At 66.7% G+C, this 17453-nt stretch carries 11 protein-coding genes, 3 rRNA genes and 1 pseudogene; 3 read left to right on the top strand and 12 right to left on the bottom strand.

Annotated elements, in window-relative coordinates:
* Nucleotides 1-72 precede the first annotated feature (72 nt).
* From E4N62_RS26560 to E4N62_RS26550, 3 genes and pseudogenes are all read right to left on the bottom strand, one after another.
* Nucleotides 73-965, bottom strand: a pseudogene (locus E4N62_RS26560) (NAD kinase); the annotation flags it as partial.
* Nucleotides 962-1777 carry a TlyA family RNA methyltransferase gene (locus E4N62_RS26555; RefSeq protein ID WP_230218763.1) on the bottom strand — a complete coding sequence of 272 codons (816 nt, stop codon included), beginning with the start codon at nt 1775-1777 and terminating at the stop codon, nt 962-964. The pseudogene E4N62_RS26560 and the gene E4N62_RS26555, both read right to left, overlap by 4 nt.
* A 56-nt stretch (nt 1778-1833) precedes the next feature.
* The gene (locus E4N62_RS26550; RefSeq protein ID WP_230218761.1) at nt 1834-2139 is read right to left on the bottom strand and encodes a hypothetical protein; all 306 of its coding nucleotides are present in this window, start codon (nt 2137-2139) and stop codon (nt 1834-1836) included.
* A 42-nt stretch (nt 2140-2181) separates the two neighbouring features.
* Here E4N62_RS26550 and E4N62_RS26545 point away from each other — a divergent pair, with 42 nt between their 5' ends.
* On the top strand, nt 2182-2529 hold the full coding sequence (locus E4N62_RS26545; protein ID WP_230218759.1) for an SCP2 sterol-binding domain-containing protein: 348 nt from the start codon (nt 2182-2184) through the stop codon (nt 2527-2529).
* On the opposite strand, the gene E4N62_RS26540 is transcribed toward E4N62_RS26545, so the two are convergent.
* The 4 genes from E4N62_RS26540 to E4N62_RS26525 all read right to left on the bottom strand — a co-directional run bounded on the left by E4N62_RS26540 (nt 2513) and on the right by E4N62_RS26525 (nt 6724).
* Nucleotides 2513-3400, bottom strand: a complete 888-nt coding sequence (locus E4N62_RS26540) for an ABC transporter ATP-binding protein (RefSeq protein WP_230218758.1) — start codon at nt 3398-3400, stop codon at nt 2513-2515. The two genes, E4N62_RS26545 and E4N62_RS26540, sit on opposite strands and share 17 nt — an antisense overlap.
* 30 nt (nt 3401-3430) lie before the next feature.
* Nucleotides 3431-4480 carry an iron chelate uptake ABC transporter family permease subunit gene (locus E4N62_RS26535; protein ID WP_184895853.1) on the bottom strand — a complete coding sequence of 350 codons (1050 nt, stop codon included), beginning with the start codon at nt 4478-4480 and terminating at the stop codon, nt 3431-3433.
* Nucleotides 4481-4509: 29 nt separating this feature from the next.
* A complete protein-coding gene (locus E4N62_RS26530) occupies nt 4510-5553 on the bottom strand; it encodes an iron ABC transporter permease (protein WP_230218757.1) in 1044 nt (347 codons plus the stop codon).
* Between the two features lie 142 nt (nt 5554-5695).
* The gene (locus tag E4N62_RS26525; protein ID WP_230218756.1) at nt 5696-6724 is read right to left on the bottom strand and encodes an HAD hydrolase-like protein; all 1029 of its coding nucleotides are present in this window, start codon (nt 6722-6724) and stop codon (nt 5696-5698) included.
* 127 nt (nt 6725-6851) lie between these two features.
* On the opposite strand from E4N62_RS26525, the gene E4N62_RS26520 reads away from it, so the two are divergent.
* Nucleotides 6852-8144 (top strand): DUF1015 family protein, encoded by a 1293-nt coding sequence (locus tag E4N62_RS26520; RefSeq protein ID WP_230218755.1) that lies wholly within the window; start codon nt 6852-6854, stop codon nt 8142-8144.
* A gap of 101 nt (nt 8145-8245) precedes the next feature.
* On the opposite strand, the gene E4N62_RS26515 is transcribed toward E4N62_RS26520, so the two are convergent.
* The 5 genes from E4N62_RS26515 to E4N62_RS26490 all read right to left on the bottom strand — a co-directional run bounded on the left by E4N62_RS26515 (nt 8246) and on the right by E4N62_RS26490 (nt 16845).
* Entirely contained in the window at nt 8246-9073 is an 828-nt protein-coding gene (locus tag E4N62_RS26515; RefSeq protein WP_230220193.1) for a tetratricopeptide repeat protein, read from the bottom strand.
* A gap of 1405 nt (nt 9074-10478) precedes the next feature.
* Nucleotides 10479-10595 (bottom strand): 5S ribosomal RNA (rrf, locus tag E4N62_RS26505).
* A gap of 105 nt (nt 10596-10700) precedes the next feature.
* A 23S ribosomal RNA gene (locus E4N62_RS26500) occupies nt 10701-13822 on the bottom strand.
* Nucleotides 13823-14128: 306 nt separating this feature from the next.
* Nucleotides 14129-15655: ribosomal RNA gene (locus E4N62_RS26495) — 16S ribosomal RNA — on the bottom strand.
* Together the 16S, 23S and 5S rRNA genes form the textbook arrangement of a ribosomal RNA operon.
* A 548-nt stretch (nt 15656-16203) precedes the next feature.
* Complete coding sequence (locus E4N62_RS26490) at nt 16204-16845, bottom strand: DNA-3-methyladenine glycosylase (RefSeq protein ID WP_230218754.1); 642 nt, start codon at nt 16843-16845, stop codon at nt 16204-16206.
* A gap of 211 nt (nt 16846-17056) precedes the next feature.
* On the opposite strand from E4N62_RS26490, the gene E4N62_RS26485 reads away from it, so the two are divergent.
* On the top strand, nt 17057-17453 hold a 397-nt coding region (locus E4N62_RS26485; RefSeq protein ID WP_230218751.1), incomplete at its 3' end, for a sporulation protein.

The following is a 17453-nucleotide window of genomic DNA, read 5'->3' as shown; positions in this document are numbered from 1 at the left end:
GAACTGCGCGAGCAACCACGACGAACCCACAGCCACTGACGGTCCCCGCCCCCACATCGCGCTAGTGCCGAGCCCCCGCCACCCGGAAACGGGCAGCGCGAACTTGGCCACCAGCCGGTCGGTGAACGACGCGTGGTGCAACCGGGCCAGCCGCACCGGCACAGCCCCCGCCGCACCTCCACCCGCGCCCCCGGCGGCAGCTCGACGGTCCGCCGCCCGTCGCACCACAGCACGCCCGGCGGAATGTGCGGCAGCACCTCCACCGCCAGCACCGAGTTCGGCGACGTCACCAACGGCTTGGCGAACAGCGCGTGCGCGGAGATCGGTACCATCAGCAGCGCCTCGACCTCGGGCCACACCACGGGCCCGCCCGCCGAGAACGCGTACGCCGTCGACCCCGTCGGAGTCGACAGCACGATGCCGTCGCACCCGAACCCGGTCACCGGCCGCCCGTCGATCTCCAGGACGACTTCGAGCAGCTTCTCGGCGCCGGCCTTCTGCACGGCCGCCTCGTTGAGCGCCCAGTCCGTGTGGACGATGTCCCCGTTCTGGTGAACGACGACATCGACGGTCATCCTCTCCTCGACCTCGTAGGACTTGGTCACCACGCGGTCGACGACCTTGTCGAGGTCGTCCCGCTCGGCCTCCGCGAGGAAGCCGACGCTGCCGAGGTTGACGCCGAGCATCGGCACCCCGGACGCGCGGGCGAACTCTGCGCCGCGCAGCAGCGTGCCGTCACCACCGAGGACGATGAGCAGCTCGCACCCGTCGAGGCACTGCGGGGTGGCCTCCTTGACGAGCTCCACCTCCTCCGGCAGCGGGATGTCCTCGGCCTCGTACTCCAGGACGCGCACGACGATGCCGTGGTGCAGCAGCCCCTTGACGACGAGTTCGGCACTGCGGATCGCCGCCGGCCGCCCGGTGTGGGTGAGCAGGAAGACAGTTCGAGATCGGTCCTGAGTCACCGCGGCCCCTCCGCCACTGCTCGGTCGACGTCGGCCGGGTCCAGCGCGGGTGCCCCGGCACGCAGCCACAGAAAGTATTCGACATTGCCCGAGGGACCGGGCAGCGGACTGGCCGTCACACCCTTCACCCCGAGCCCCAGCTCCCCGGCCCGCCGGGCCACCTCGCGCACCGCCTCGGCGCGCAGCTCCGGACTCCGTACGACTCCCCCACTGCCCAGCCGCTCCTTCCCCACCTCGAACTGCGGCTTGACCATCATCACCAGATCGGCGTCCGGCTTCACGCACCGCACCAGGGCGGGCAGTACCAGGCCGAGCGGGATGAAGGACAGATCCCCCACGACAAGATCCACAGGCTCCCCATCGATCGCTTCGAGCGTCAACTCGCGTACGTTCGTACGGTCCTTGACGGTGACGCGTTCATCGCTCCGCAAGGTCCAGGCGAGTTGTCCGTATCCCACGTCCACGGCGACGACGTGCGCGGCCCCGGCCCGCAGCAGTACGTCGGTGAACCCGCCGGTGGAGGCTCCGGCGTCCAGCGCCCGCCGCCCCTCGACGGTGAGCCCCTGCGGGACGAAGACCTCAAGGGCGCCCGCGAGCTTGTGGCCTCCCCGGGACACGTACTCGGGGTCGCTGTCGTCGCTCACGACCACGATCGCGGCGGCGGTCTCCACCTGGGTGGCGGACTTGGTCGCGACGGTCCTGCCGACGGTGACCCGGCCGGCGGCGATCAGCTGGCTCGCGTGCTCGCGCGACCGCGCGAGCTTGCGCCGGACCAGTTCGGCGTCCAGACGACGGCGTGCGACTCCTGCCACGTTCGGTTCAGCTCCTGCTTTCGTACGGGTGATCGATAGGTGTGACCCGAAGGGTCTCATTGAGGGGCGGTGGTCGGGTGACGGGTGGGAACCGGCGGTCCCGGGCGGGCGTCGAGCGCGGTGAGCGCGTCGCGCAGCCCCCGGTGTACATCCTCGTACACCTCCACATGGCCGTCGGTGGCGAGGTGGTCGGCGTCGGCCAGCCGGTCGAGGGCCATGTCGACCTCGGGGTGGCCGGTGGCGGTACGGGGCACGTCCAACGGTGCCGGGGCGGCGGGGTCGTCCTCGGGTCCGACCTCGGTCGGCGGCGCCGGAACCGCCGCGTCCGCCTCCGCCACGACCTCGGGCAAAGAGTCGCTCATGCCCAGACGCTACCGCGAAGCTCTGGGGTACCGTCGGTCGCGATGGCAACGATCGATGAGTGCCGCGCCGCGCTCGAAAAGCTCTCGGACAACATGGCAGGCGCCGACGGACACATGAGCGAGGCGACGGCCCTCGACCGTTCGGTGAGCTGCCACATCAAGGATCTCGACGTCACCTTCGTGGGCCGGATGCGGGAAGGCCGGATCGAGGTGCACGACACCCTCCAGGGGCCGCCCGCCGAGAAGGCGCAGATCCGCCTCGCGATGACGGGCGACGACCTGGTGGCCCTGGTCGACGGGGAACTGAACTTCGCCAAGGCCTGGGGTTCGGGCCGGGTGAAGCTGGAGGCGGGCTTCCGCGACCTGCTCCAGCTCAGGAAGCTCCTCTAACAGCCGTCACCTTCTCGGCCCTCGCCTCGCCGGACCGTGCCTTGCGCGCCGCCGGTACCACCAGGGGGGTGCCCGTCTCCGGGTCGTCGATGACCTGGCAGCGCAGCCCGAACACCTCCTCGACCAGTCCGGCGGTGACGATCTCGGAGGGGGCACCCTCGGCGATCACCGAGCCGCCGCGCAGGGCGATGAGGTGGGTGGCGTAGCGGGCGGCGTGGTTGAGGTCGTGCAGTACGGCGACCAGCGTGCGCCCCTGCTCCTCGTGGAGTTCCGCGCACAGGTCGAGCACGTCGATCTGGTGCTGGATGTCGAGGAAGGTGGTCGGCTCGTCGAGCAGCAGCAGCGGGGTCTGCTGGGCGAGCGCCATGGCGATCCAGACCCGCTGGCGCTGGCCGCCGGACAGCTCGTCGACGTAGCGGTCGGCCAGCTCGGCGACCCCGGTCGACTCCATGGACTCCCGGACGATCCGCTCGTCCTCGGCCGACCACTGCCGCAGCAGCCCCTGGTGCGGGTAGCGGCCGCGGCCCACGAGATCGCCGACGGTGATCCCGTCGGGTGCGATCGACGACTGCGGCAGCAGCCCGAGCGTCCGAGCCACCTTCTTCGCGGGCATCGACTGGATGACCTGCCCGTCGAGCAGCACCCGCCCCTGGGACGGCTTCAGCATCCGGGAGAGGGCTCGCAGCAGCGTGGACTTGCCGCAGGCGTTCGGGCCGACGATCACGGTGAACGAATTGTCGGGTATCTCCACCGACAGCTGTTCGGCGATGACCCGCTGGTCGTAGGCGAGAGTGACCTTCTCGGCGGACAGGCGGTTCACGGTGCTCCTCTTGTCGTTCGCGTGCGCCGACGCGCTGTCGTTGTCGTTCATGTCCGCGCGGCCTTCATATCCGCCCGGCCTTCATATCCGTCCGGCCTTCCGCTCGGTGACCAGCAGCCACAGCAGATAGACGCCACCGAGTACGCCGGTGACCACGCCGACCGGCAGCCGGTCGGCCCCGAAGGCCCGCTGCGAGGCCAGGTCGGCGACGACCAGCAGGGTCGCGCCCATGCACATCGCGGGCACCAGGTTCGGGCCCGGGGAACGGGTCAGCCGCTTGGCGAGCTGGGGCGCGGTGAGGGCGACGAAACTGACCGGCCCGGCGGCGGCGGTGGCCCCGGCCGTGAGCAGCACGGCCGACACCATCAGCAGCAGCCGTACGCGCTCGACGCTCACCCCGAGGGCGTACGACACGTCGTCGCCCATCTCCATCATGCGCAGCCCGCGCGCGTTGCCGAGCACCAGCGGGACGAGGATCGCGCACATGATCAGCAGCGGCCCGACCTGGGCCCAGTCGCGGCCGTCGAGGGAACCGGTCATCCAGACCACCGCGCGGCCCGCGTCGACGAGGTCGGCCTTGGTGATCAGGTAGCCGTTGACCGCCGTGACGATCGCGGAGACACCGATGCCGACCAGCACCAGCCGGTAGCCGTGCACGCCCCGCTTCCAGGCCAGCACATAGATCGCGATGCCGGTGACCAGACCTCCGACGAGCGCCCCGAGGGCGACCTGGTTCGCGCTGCCGGAGAACAGCACGATCACGACCAGCGCCCCGGCGGTGGCGCCCTGGGAGAGACCCAGCACGTCCGGACTACCCAGCGGGTTGCGGGAGACGGACTGGAACAGCGCCCCGCCGAGCCCGAGCGAGGCACCGACGAGGAGTCCGACCAGAACCCTCGGCAGCCGCAGCTCGTTGACGATGAACTCCTGGCCCGCGTCCCCGTCGCCCAGCAGCGTCCTCAGGACGTCGCCGGCCGGGATCGGGAAGTCGCCGGTCCCGATCAGGACGACGCTCGCGGTCAGCGCCGCCAACAGCAGCAGGACGACGACCGTGAACGCCCGCACGTCCAGCCGGACGGACAGCCCGCCGGGCGTGCGGAGCGCGCGGTCGCGCCCGGCGGGCTCGTTCATGACGTGGGTCTCCCTCGTGGCCTGCGTCTTCACAGCTGGGCCGTCCTCCGCCGTCGTACGAGAAAGATGAAGACCGGACCGCCCAGGATCGCGGTGACGATGCCGACCTGGAGTTCCGCGGGCCGCGCCACCATGCGCCCGAGCACGTCGGCGCCGAGCAGCAGCACGGGCGACAGGACGGTCGCGTACGGCAGGATCCAGCGCAGGTCGGGCCCGGTGAAGGACCGCACGACGTGCGGGACCATCAGCCCGACGAAGACGATCGGCCCGCAGGCCGCCGTCGCGGCGCCGCACAGCACGGTGGCGGCGGCCATGGAGAGCGCGCGGGTGCGGTTGAGGTTGGCGCCGAGCGCGCGGGCGGTGTCGTCGCCCATGGCCATCGCGTTCAGCGGGCGGGCGAGCAGCAGCGCGACGACCGTACCGACGGCCAGGAACGGCAGCACCTGGGTGATGGTCTCGTCGGTCGCCGAGGCGAGCGAACCGACCATCCAGAAACGCATCTTGGAGAGCGCCGCGTCGTCCATGATCATCACGGCCTGGAGGTAGCCGTAGAGCGCTGCGCTGATGGCCGTGCCCGCGAGCGCCAGCCGCACCGGCGTCGCCCCGCGGCTGCCGCCGAGGAACCAGACCAGCGCCCCGACCAGGGCGGCGCCGGCGAACGCGAACCACACGTACCCGCTCAGCGAGGTGACGCCGAAGTAGGTGATGGCGGTGACCACGGCCGCGGACGCGCCCGCGTTGATGCCGAGCAGGCCCGGGTCGGCCAGCGGGTTGCGGGTGAGTGCCTGCAGGACGGCACCGGCCAGCCCGAGCGCGGCTCCCGCGAGCAGTCCGAGCAGCGTGCGCGAGATCCGCTCCCCGACCACGGCGTCGCCGTACGTCCCCGTGTCCTCGAACAGGCCGTGCCAGACCTGCTCCAGGGAGAGTTCTTTCGCGCCGATCGCGATACTCGCCAGGGCGACCAGGGCGAGGATCACGAGGGCCACGAGAAGCCCGACGGCTCGTACCGCCCGGCGTTTCGGTGGCGCGGGGGCGGTCTCCGCGCTCGGTTCAGGAGGACTGTCGACCAACACCAGGTTAGGTTAGCCTACCCTCCCCTTTTGCTCGATCGCGTCCACGAACACCGCACACGCCGCGAACTGCGGACTGCGGACTGCGGCGCTCACCAGCGGACTGCGGAGCGGACTGCGGAATACGGAGGACGATCCGAGCCCCTCACAGTCCCAGTCGGGCCAGCGCCTTCTCCGCGTCCAGCTCGCACGAGCCCTCGCCGGCCGCAGTCCAGGCCGCCGCACACAGCGCCCGCAGCCCGTCCAGGGCCCCACCCTCACCGTCGAGTTCCAGCCGCTCCGGTCCCGCCGTGGCCGTCCAGCCACCGCAGCGGAACCCGGTGCCCGCCTCGACTACCTCCGGCTGCCCGGTCAGCATGCCCCGCAGATCGGCGTCGACGTACGTGGGCCGGTGCTGCGGAAGCGCGGCCAGCAACTGCCCCCCGTCGGTGACACCGGTCAGCACGAGCAGCGAGTCGACAGCGCCGTTGAACGCCCCCTCGATGTCCGTGTCCAGCCGGTCCCCGACCACCAACGGCCGCTCGGCACCGGTCCGCAGGATCGTCTCGCGGTGCATCGGCGGCAGCGGCTTGCCCGCCACCTGCGGCTCGGCGCCGGTCGCGATCCGGACCACCTGCACCGCCGCCCCGTTGCCCGGCGCGAGCCCGCGTGCGCTCGGGATCGTCAGGTCGGTGTTGGACGCGAACCACGGCACCCCGCGCGCGATGGCGTAGCAGGCCTCCGCGAACCGCCCCCAGGGCAGCTCGGGTCCGCCGTACCCCTGCACCACCGCCGCCGGATCGTCGTCCGCCGACTCGACCGGCTCCAGACCCCGCTCGCGCAGCGCCACGCGCAGCCCCTCACCACCGATGACCAGCACCCGCGCCCCGGCGGGCAGCTGCTCGCTGATCAGCCGGGCCACGGCCTGCGCCGAGGTGATGACGTCACCGGCCTCGGTCGGTATCCCGAGGGCCGTCAGATGCGCGGCCACCGTGTCGGGCGTCCGCAGCGCGTTGTTGGTGACGTACGCGAGGTGCATACCACCGGCTCGCGCCGTGCTCAGGGACTCCACGGCGTACGCGATCGCGCTCCCTCCCGCGTACACCACACCGTCCAGATCGAGCAGAGCCGTGTCGTACGCCTCGCTCAGGGCCTGCCCACTGCCGTCGGGCCGCGTCCTGACTGCCTGGCTCATCGTGCTCCGCTCCTCGCTCGGTCCGACGGTCGCCCCGGCGGCCGGGTCGGACGGCCGTGGGTCGACAATCGGTCAGGTCACTTTCCCCGATCATCCCTCACGGCACCGACACCCATACGATGCATCAATGAACTACGCAGGTCCCGCGGAGGAGACCCCGGCGGGCAGCGGCCTCGAACTGACCCCGTTCCGGGGGCTTCGCTACGACCCCGACCGGGTCGGCAGCCTGGCCGCCGTGACATCACCGCCGTACGACGTCGTCGTACGGCCGGACGGTCTGCTCCACCTCGAATCCGCCGACCCCCACAACATCGTCCGCCTGATACTCCCCCAGGCCAGTACCCCCGGCGCCCGTGACGAACAGGCGGCCGACACACTGCGCCGCTGGCTCGCCGACGGTGTCCTCGCCGCCGACGCCGAACCCGGACTCTACGTCTACGAGCAGGCGGACGGCACCATCCTCCAGCGCGGTCTCATAGGCGCCCTGCGCCTCTCCGAGCCCTCCGCCGGCGTGGTCCTCCCCCACGAGGACGTCATCCCCCACGTCATCGCGGACCGCGCGGCCCTGATGCGCGCGACCGGCACCAACATGGAGCCCCTGCTGCTCACGTACCGAGGGGACGGCGCCGGGGCCGGAGCGACAGCCGTGGTCGAACGCACCACGGAACGCGCCCCGCTCCTCGCCACGACCACGGAGGACGGCTTCAGCCATCGCCTCTGGACGGTCACCGACCCCGCCGACCTCGCCGAGATCCAGTCGGATCTGGCCCGCCACCAGGCCCTGATAGCCGACGGCCACCACCGCTGGGCCACCTACCTCCGGCTCCGCACGGAGCACCCGTCCCCCAGCCCCTGGGACTACGGCCTGGTCCTCCTGGTGGACACCGCCCGCTACCCCCTGCGCGTGCGCGCGATCCACCGCCTCCTCCATCAACTCCCGCTCCCGGACGCCCTCACCGCCCTGGACGGCCTGTTCCGCGTACGCCGTCTCGACGTCCCGCTCCCCGAGGCCCTCGAAGCCCTGGCGGACGCGGCCGCCACCGGCAACGCCTTCGTCCTCGCGGGTGACGGCTCCTTCCACCTCGTCGACCGCCCGCACCCGGACCTCCTCGCCCGTACGATCCCCGCCGACCGCCCACCGGCCTGGCGCACCCTGGACGCGACGGTCCTGCACGCCACCCTCCTCGACCACGTGTGGCACATCCCCGAGGACTCCCCGGCGCATGTCGCCTACATCCACGACACGGCGGCGACCGTGGAGAAGGCCGAACGCGACGGCGGCACGGCCGTCCTCATGCACCCGGTCCGCGAGGAGGTCGTACGCGAGCTGGCCCGCCAGGGGGTCACGATGCCCCGCAAGTCCACGTCGTTCGGCCCCAAGCCGGCGTCGGGGCTGGTCCTGCGCGTGCTGGAGTTCTGAAGCGGCGGCTTCCGGGGTGGCCGGGCATCCGGGCGATCAGACACAGTGAAGGGCGGGACCCCTGCACGGGATCCCGCCCTTCACTGTGTCTTCCCAGGACGTCAGTCCTTGCCGTCGACGCCGGCGTCCGCGTCCGCGTCCTTCACGTCGGCATCCCCGTCACCCTCGTGGTCCTTGAGGTCAGCGCGGTGGTCCTCGTCGACACTCTCGGCCTCGTCGACACTCTGGGCTTCGCTGTCGTCCTCGTCCTCGACGAGGACGTCCACGAACTCGACACCGTCCATCTCCGCCAGCCGGTCAGACGCGTCCGTGCTGCCGTCCTTGTCGGCCTCGACGGCCTTGGCGAACCACTCCCGGGCCTCGTCCTCACGACCGGCCGCGAGCAACGCGTCGGCGTAGGCGTACCGCAGGCGCGCGGTCCACGGCTGTACGGAGTTGGAGGCCAGCTCGGGGCTCTGCAGCGTCACGATGGCCGCGTCGAGCTGGTCCATGTCACGCCGAGCGCCGGCCGCGACGAGCCGCATCTCGACCTGACCCGCCTTGTCCAGCTTGTGCACCTCGGGCGCCCCGGCCATGTCCAGCGCCTTCTCAGGGCGCCCGAGACCACGCTCGCAGTCCGCCATGACGGGCCACAGCTCGACGTTGCCGGTCATCCGCCGGGCCGCACGGAACTCCGCGAGCGCCTCGCTGTACTTCTGGTTCGCGTACGCGGCGAAACCGGCCGCCTCTCGCACGGCCGCCACACGCGAGGCCAGCCGCAGCGCGACCCTGGAGTAGCCGTACGCGCCCTCAGGGTCCTCGTCGATCAGCCGCGCGACCATCACCAGGTTCTTGGCGACGTCGTCCGCGAGCGTCTTCGGCAGGCTCTGGAGCTCCTGCCGTACGTCCTTGTCGATCTCCTCGCCGGTGACGTCCTCCGGGATCGGCAGCCGCTTGATCGGCTCACGGTCCCGGTCGCGCTCGTCGCGGAAACGCCCACCGCCACGCCGGTCGTCGCCGCTGCGCCGGTCATCACGGCCACGGAAGCCACCGGGCCGACCCCCACGGTCGTCCCGACGGGGACCACGGCCCCGGTCGTCCCGGCCACGATCGTCCCGGCCACGGAATCCGCCGGGTCGCTCACCTCCACGACTGTCGTCGCGTCCACGGAAGCCGCCGCCTCGCTGGTCACCGCGGCTGTCGTCACGACGGAAACCACCACGGTCGTCATCGCGACGGTACGAGGGACGATCACCCTCACGACGCTCGGGACGAGCCTGGCGGTCGTCACGACGGTCGTCACGAGAGAACGTGGGACGGTCGTCACGACGGTCGTCACGGCGCTCGTCGCGACGGAAGGCCGGACGGTCACCGCGGTCACTGTCCCGGCGGTCGTCACGGCGGAAGTCGTCGCGGCGGTCGTCACGTCGGAAAGGCGGTCGGTCACCGTCGCGACGGTCGTCACGCCGGAAGGGCGGACGCCCACCGCGGTCGTCTCCGCGGCGCTCGTCGCGGCCCCGGTCGTCCCGGCCACGGAATCCGCCGGGTCGCTCACCTCCACGACTGTCGTCGCGTCCACGGAAGCCGCCGCCTCGCTGGTCACCGCGGCTGTCGTCACGACGGAAACCACCACGGTCGTCATCGCGACGGTACGAGGGACGATCACCCTCACGACGCTCGGGACGAGCCTGGCGGTCGTCACGACGGAACCCACGGTCCCGGTCGTCACGACGGAAGCCGCCACGATCACCACGGTCCCCGCTGTCCCGCCGGTCGTCGCGAGAGAACGGGGGACGGTCGTCACGGCGGTCGTCGCGGCGGTCGTCGCGACGGAAGGCCGGCCGGTCACCGTCGCGGCGGAAGCCACGGTCTCGATCCCGATCGTCACGACGGGGCGCCCCGGGGCGGTCGTCGCGGCGGAACGCGGGGCGAGGCCCCCGGTCGCCCTCACGGCGGTCGTCCCGACGGTCGTCACGGCCACGGAACCCGCCACCACGGTTGTCGTCACGGCGGAAGCCGCCGCGATCACCACGGTCTCCGCTGTCCCTCCGGTCATCGCGCCGATCTTCGCGACGGAACCCGCCTCGGTCGTCACCCCGACGGTCATCACCACGGCGATCGTCACGCCGGCCGTAGCCACCACGGTCGTTGTCACGCCGGTCGTTGTCGCGACGCGGTCCACCGCGATAGCCGCCACGGTCACCACTGTCCCGTCGCCGCTGGTCGCGCTCCGGTCGATCGTCGGGAGAGTTGGTGGACATGGTGACTCCTGTCTTCGGTACTGCAAGCATTCTAGAAACAAAAGGACCCCTGGTCCCAGCTGAACGCTGGGACCAGGGGTCCTTTCCAAAGATTGTTCGGCGGCGTCCTACTCTCCCACAGGGTCCCCCCTGCAGTACCATCGGCGCTGTAAGGCTTAGCTTCCGGGTTCGAAATGTAACCGGGCGTTTCCCTCACGCTATGACCACCGAAACCCTAATGGTTTCGAGCGAACAAGCACACTCTTCTGTTGTGTGGTTCAGCTCTAGCCGACAACTGTTCGTTGTCTCAGAACTAACACAGTGGACGCGAGCAACTGAGGACAAGCCCTCGGCCTATTAGTACCAGTCAACTCCACCCGTTACCAGGCTTCCATATCTGGCCTATCAACCCAGTCGTCTACTGGGAGCCTTAACCCCTCATGGGGGTGGGAGTCCTCATCTCGAAGCAGGCTTCCCGCTTAGATGCTTTCAGCGGTTATCCCTCCCGAACGTAGCCAACCAGCCATGCCCTTGGCAGAACAACTGGCACACCAGAGGTTCGTCCGTCCCGGTCCTCTCGTACTAGGGACAGCCCTTCTCAAGACTCCTACGCGCACAGCGGATAGGGACCGAACTGTCTCACGACGTTCTAAACCCAGCTCGCGTACCGCTTTAATGGGCGAACAGCCCAACCCTTGGGACCGACTCCAGCCCCAGGATGCGACGAGCCGACATCGAGGTGCCAAACCATCCCGTCGATATGGACTCTTGGGGAAGATCAGCCTGTTATCCCCGGGGTACCTTTTATCCGTTGAGCGACGGCGCTTCCACAAGCCACCGCCGGATCACTAGTCCCGACTTTCGTCCCTGCTCGACCCGTCGGTCTCACAGTCAAGCTCCCTTGTGCACTTACACTCACCACCTGATTGCCAACCAGGCTGAGGGAACCTTTGGGCGCCTCCGTTACCCTTTGGGAGGCAACCGCCCCAGTTAAACTACCCATCAGACACTGTCCCCGATCCGGATCACGGACCCGGGTTAGACATCCAGCACGACCAGACTGGTATTTCAACGACGACTCCACCCGAACTGGCGTCCGAGCTTCACAGTCTCCCAGCTATCCTACACAAGCCGAACCGAACACCAATATCAAACTGTAGTAAAGGTCCCCGGGGTCTTTCCGTCCTGCTGCGCGAAACGAGCATCTTTACTCGTAGTGCAATTTCACCGGGCCTATGGTTGAGACAGTCGAGAAGTCGTTACGCCATTCGTGCAGGTCGGAACTTACCCGACAAGGAATTTCGCTACCTTAGGATGGTTATAGTTACCACCGCCGTTTACTGGCGCTTAAGTTCTCAGCTTCGCCACCCCGAAGAATGACTAACCGGTCCCCTTAACGTTCCAGCACCGGGCAGGCGTCAGTCCGTATACATCGCCTTACGGCTTCGCACGGACCTGTGTTTTTAGTAAACAGTCGCTTCTCGCTGGTCTCTGCGGCCACCCCCAGCTCACCGAGTAAATCGGATCACCAGGCGTGGCCCCCCTTCTCCCGAAGTTACGGGGGCATTTTGCCGAGTTCCTTAACCATAGTTCACCCGAACGCCTCGGTATTCTCTACCAGACCACCTGAGTCGGTTTAGGGTACGGGCCGCCATGAAACTCGCTAGAGGCTTTTCTCGACAGCATAGGATCATCCACTTCACCACAATCGGCTCGGCATCAGGTCTCAGACTTAATGATGTGCGGATTTACCTGCACACCGTCCTACACCCTTACCCCGGGACAACCACCGCCCGGGATGGACTACCTTCCTGCGTCACCCCATCACTCACCTACTGCAAGTCTGGTTCGTCGGCTCCACCACTCCCCTTCACCCGAAGGATCCGGGACGGCTTCACGGACTTAGCATCGCCTGGTTCAATGTTTGACGCTTCACAGCGGGTACCGGAATATCAACCGGTTATCCATCGACTACGCCTGTCGGCCTCGCCTTAGGTCCCGACTTACCCTGGGCAGATCAGCTTGACCCAGGAACCCTTGGTCAATCGGCGCAAACGTTTCTCACGTTTGTATCGCTACTCATGCCTGCATTCTCACTCGTGAACCGTCCACAACTCGCTTCCGCGGCTGCTTCACCCGGCACACGACGCTCCCCTACCCATCCCAGCGGGCGTTGGCCCTCATGCTGGAATGACACGACTTCGGCGGTACGCTTGAGCCCCGCTACATTGTCGGCGCGGAATCACTAGACCAGTGAGCTATTACGCACTCTTTCAAGGGTGGCTGCTTCTAAGCCAACCTCCTGGTTGTCTCTGCGACTCCACATCCTTTCCCACTTAGCGTACGCTTAGGGGCCTTAGTCGATGCTCTGGGCTGTTTCCCTCTCGACCATGGAGCTTATCCCCCACAGTCTCACTGCCGCGCTCTCACTTACCGGCATTCGGAGTTTGGCTAAGGTCAGTAACCCGGTAGGGCCCATCGCCTATCCAGTGCTCTACCTCCGGCAAGAAACACACGACGCTGCACCTAAATGCATTTCGGGGAGAACCAGCTATCACGGAGTTTGATTGGCCTTTCACCCCTAACCACAGGTCATCCCCCAGGTTTTCAACCCTGGTGGGTTCGGTCCTCCACGAAGTCTTACCTCCGCTTCAACCTGCCCATGGCTAGATCACTCCGCTTCGGGTCTTGAGCGTGCTACTGAATCGCCCTGTTCGGACTCGCTTTCGCTACGGCTACCCCACCCGGGTTAACCTCGCAACACACCGCAAACTCGCAGGCTCATTCTTCAAAAGGCACGCAGTCACGAGAACAAGGCAAACCTCGTTCCGACGCTCCCACGGCTTGTAGGCACACGGTTTCAGGTACTATTTCACTCCGCTCCCGCGGTACTTTTCACCATTCCCTCACGGTACTATCCGCTATCGGTCACCAGGGAATATTTAGGCTTAGCGGGTGGTCCCGCCAGATTCACACGGGATTTCTCGGGCCCCGTGCTACTTGGGTGTCTCTCAAACGAGCCGTACAGATTTCAGCTACGGGGGTCTTACCCTCTACGCCGGACCTTTCGCATGTCCTTCGCCTATCCATACGGTTTCTGACTCGTCCTGTTGCCGGCAGACAACAGAAGAGAGATCCCACAACCCCGTATACGCAACCCCTGCCGGGTCTCACACGCATACGGTTTGGCCTCATCCAGTTTCGCTCGCCACTACTCCCGGAATCACGGTTGTTTTCTCTTCCTGCGGGTACTGAGATGTTTCACTTCCCCGCGTTCCCTCCACACTGCCTATGTGTTCAGCAGCGGGTGACAGCCCATGACGACTGCCGGGTTTCCCCATTCGGAAACCCCCGGATCAAAGCCTGGTTGACGACTCCCCGGGGACTATCGTGGCCTCCCACGTCCTTCATCGGTTCCTGGTGCCAAGGCATCCACCGTGCGCCCTTAAAAACTTGGCCACAGATGCTCGCGTCCACTGTGCAGTTCTCAAACAACGACCAACCACCCATCACCCCGAACCAGTAGATTCGAGTGCACTGGGGCCGGCACTGAAGGCAGCCATACGGCCGTGCCCTCAGACACCCAACAGCGTGCCCGGCACCCCCGCCACTCGTGATCAGCGTTCCACGCTCCGAAGAGCAGTACTGGCAGCCCGAGATGACTGAGAGTGCCGAATAATCAACGTTCCACCCATGAGCAACCACCGTCGGACGTTCGCCGACGTTGTGGCCCTGGCTGCCTTGCGGCAGCTAGATGCTCCTTAGAAAGGAGGTGATCCAGCCGCACCTTCCGGTACGGCTACCTTGTTACGACTTCGTCCCAATCGCCAGTCCCACCTTCGACAGCTCCCTCCCTTACGGGTTGGGCCACCGGCTTCGGGTGTTACCGACTTTCGTGACGTGACGGGCGGTGTGTACAAGGCCCGGGAACGTATTCACCGCAGCACTGCTGATCTGCGATTACTAGCAACTCCGACTTCATGGGGTCGAGTTGCAGACCCCAATCCGAACTGAGACAGGCTTTTTGAGATTCGCTCCGCCTCACGGCTTCGCAGCTCATTGTACCTGCCATTGTAGCACGTGTGCAGCCCAAGACATAAGGGGCATGATGACTTGACGTCGTCCCCACCTTCCTCCGAGTTGACCCCGGCAGTCTCCTGTGAGTCCCCATCACCCCGAAGGGCATGCTGGCAACACAGAACAAGGGTTGCGCTCGTTGCGGGACTTAACCCAACATCTCACGACACGAGCTGACGACAGCCATGCACCACCTGTACACCGACCACAAGGGGGCGACCATCTCTGGCCGTTTCCGGTGTATGTCAAGCCTTGGTAAGGTTCTTCGCGTTGCGTCGAATTAAGCCACATGCTCCGCTGCTTGTGCGGGCCCCCGTCAATTCCTTTGAGTTTTAGCCTTGCGGCCGTACTCCCCAGGCGGGGAACTTAATGCGTTAGCTGCGGCACCGACGACGTGGAATGTCGCCAACACCTAGTTCCCACCGTTTACGGCGTGGACTACCAGGGTATCTAATCCTGTTCGCTCCCCACGCTTTCGCTCCTCAGCGTCAGTAATGGCCCAGAGATCCGCCTTCGCCACCGGTGTTCCTCCTGATATCTGCGCATTTCACCGCTACACCAGGAATTCCGATCTCCCCTACCACACTCTAGTCTGCCCGTATCGAATGCAGACCCGGGGGTTAAGCCCCGGGCTTTCACATCCGACGCGACAGACCGCCTACGAGCTCTTTACGCCCAATAATTCCGGACAACGCTCGCGCCCTACGTATTACCGCGGCTGCTGGCACGTAGTTAGCCGGCGCTTCTTCTGCAGGTACCGTCACTTTCGCTTCTTCCCTGCTGAAAGAGGTTTACAACCCGAAGGCCGTCATCCCTCACGCGGCGTCGCTGCATCAGGCTTTCGCCCATTGTGCAATATTCCCCACTGCTGCCTCCCGTAGGAGTCTGGGCCGTGTCTCAGTCCCAGTGTGGCCGGTCGCCCTCTCAGGCCGGCTACCCGTCGTCGCCTTGGTGAGCCGTTACCTCACCAACAAGCTGATAGGCCGCGGGCTCATCCTTCACCGCCGGAGCTTTCCACCACCAAGAGATGCCCCTAGTGGTTGTATCCGGTATTAGACCCCGTTTCCAGGGCTTGTCCCAGAGTGAAGGGCAGATTGCCCACGTGTTACTCACCCGTTCGCCACTAATCCCCACCGAAGTGGTTCATCGTTCGACTTGCATGTGTTAAGCACGCCGCCAGCGTTCGTCCTGAGCCAGGATCAAACTCTCCGTGAATGTTTACCGGTAATCCGGTGCACACACACGAGAGCGGAACCACCGGAGGAATAGTCCGATGGTTCACAGCATCCTCGCTGTGTTTGTTTCAAAGGAACCTCGCCCCAACCGGAATCGGCTGGGAACGGGGTATCAACATATCTGGCGTTGATTTTTGGCACGCTGTTGAGTTCTCAAGGAACGGACGCTTCCTTTGTACTCACCCAAGCTGTTCTCGGGCTTTCCTCCGGGCAGTTTCCCTTCGGTCTTGCTGTCTTGCGTTTCCGACTCTATCAGATCGTTTTCCGATCCGATTCCCTGTCGGCGGGATTTGTCTTTCGGCTGTCTTTTGACCTCGCGGTTTCCCTTGCGGCCTTTCGACATTCACTACGTTAGCCGATTCCCTCGGCAACTCATAATTGAGTGGTGCGGGCTGGAATCAGGGCATGCCTAATTCGCCCCCGCCGAGGGGATGTCGTAGGTAGTGGGTTGGCCGCTCTCGGCTGCTGGCTGATCGCCGTAACCGGTTCAAGCGGCTCGGGCTACGTTACGGATCGCCCAGGGGCGAGTCAAGTTGAGCGCCGGCGGGGGACGTGAGCCCGATAGGGGCTGACCGTCGGGTCGTTGGCGATCCAGAAGCGCCAGGGGTGGACACCACCGTCGCCTGAGACTCCGGTGCGGGGGCCGTTCAGTACCTGGTCAGAGCTGACCGGAGTACCCGTCAGGACGGTCAGGGGCGTGGACTCGGGGGCGCAGGCGTCCGTGCCGTCCAGGGCTCGGTCCACCTCCAGGGCCGTGGCCAGCCGGGCCGGTCCTTTGGCCAGTTCCTTGTCACTTCGGGCTGAAATTCGACGTTTGCGAGCGAGATCGGCGCCCTCGATGACCTCGCCGGCGCGCAGCAGGACCGCGCTCGCCCGGCCCTCCGGGCCGCAGACGAGGTTCATGCAGTGCCACATGCCGTAGGTGAAGTAGACGTACACGTGTCCGGGCGGGCCGAACATCACGCCGTTGCGGGCCGTGCGACCGCGATAGGCGTGGGAGCCGGGGTCGTTCGCACCGTCGTAGGCCTCGACCTCCGTGAGACGGAGTTCGATCGGACCCTCCGGGGTGATGCGGACGAGGACGCGCCCGAGGAGGTCCGGCGCCACCTCCAGTACGGGGCGGTCGAAGAACTCGCGGGCGAGGGGCGTACGGTCGGGGCTCGCGATCATGGCGTACGAGCGTAGTCCAGACGGGTGCGTGCCGACGGGTGGCGTGGGGGCGTCCTCCTTGGAAGGGTGAAGGAGCTGGAGGACGTGGAACCGGGCGTCGTCGGTTTGCGTTTGTAGGGATCAAGGCTCCGTGCCACGCAGAGCGATCCACACCACAGAGAACACAGAACCACGCAGATACGCAGGCTTTTGCCTGACGGGAGGAACAGACATGGGGTTCAAGCGGCTGCTCGCGAGCCTGGGAGCCGGTGGCGCTTCGGTCGAGACGGTGTTGACCGAGATCAACGTCGTCCCGGGCGGTGTCGTCCAGGGTGAGGTGCGGATCCAGGGCGGCTCCGTGGACCAGCAGATCGAGGCGCTGTCCGTCGGGCTGCAGGCGAAGGTCGAGGTCGAGGGTCAGGACGCGGAGTACAAGCAGGACATCGAGTTCTCCAAGCAGCGGCTCGGTGGCGCCTTCGAGCTGAAGGCCTCGGCCGTCCACGTGGTGCCGTTCGGGCTGGAGATCCCGTGGGAGACGCCGATCACCACCATCCAGGGGCAGCCGCTGCCCGGGATGCACATCGGTGTGACCACTGAGCTGGAGATCGCGCGCGCGGTCGACTCCGGTG

The sequence above is a fragment of the Streptomyces sp. MNU76 genome (genome assembly GCF_020982545.1).
In the GTDB taxonomy this organism is placed as follows: Bacteria; Actinomycetota; Actinomycetes; order Streptomycetales; family Streptomycetaceae; genus Streptomyces.
Note: the sequence above shows the minus strand (reverse complement) of the source record. Positions and strands in the feature narration are given on the sequence as shown.

Coding starts and splice junctions, on each gene's coding strand:
- E4N62_RS26550 (WP_230218761.1), bottom strand. CDS start 2,139: ATGAGCGACTCTTTGCCCGAGGTCGTGGCGGAGGCGGACGCGGCGGTT.
- E4N62_RS26545 (WP_230218759.1), top strand. CDS start 2,182: ATGGCAACGATCGATGAGTGCCGCGCCGCGCTCGAAAAGCTCTCGGAC.
- E4N62_RS26540 (WP_230218758.1), bottom strand. CDS start 3,400: ATGAACGACAACGACAGCGCGTCGGCGCACGCGAACGACAAGAGGAGC.
- E4N62_RS26535 (WP_184895853.1), bottom strand. CDS start 4,480: ATGAACGAGCCCGCCGGGCGCGACCGCGCGCTCCGCACGCCCGGCGGG.
- E4N62_RS26525 (WP_230218756.1), bottom strand. CDS start 6,724: ATGAGCCAGGCAGTCAGGACGCGGCCCGACGGCAGTGGGCAGGCCCTG.
- E4N62_RS26520 (WP_230218755.1), top strand. CDS start 6,852: ATGAACTACGCAGGTCCCGCGGAGGAGACCCCGGCGGGCAGCGGCCTC.
- E4N62_RS26490 (WP_230218754.1), bottom strand. CDS start 16,845: ATGATCGCGAGCCCCGACCGTACGCCCCTCGCCCGCGAGTTCTTCGAC.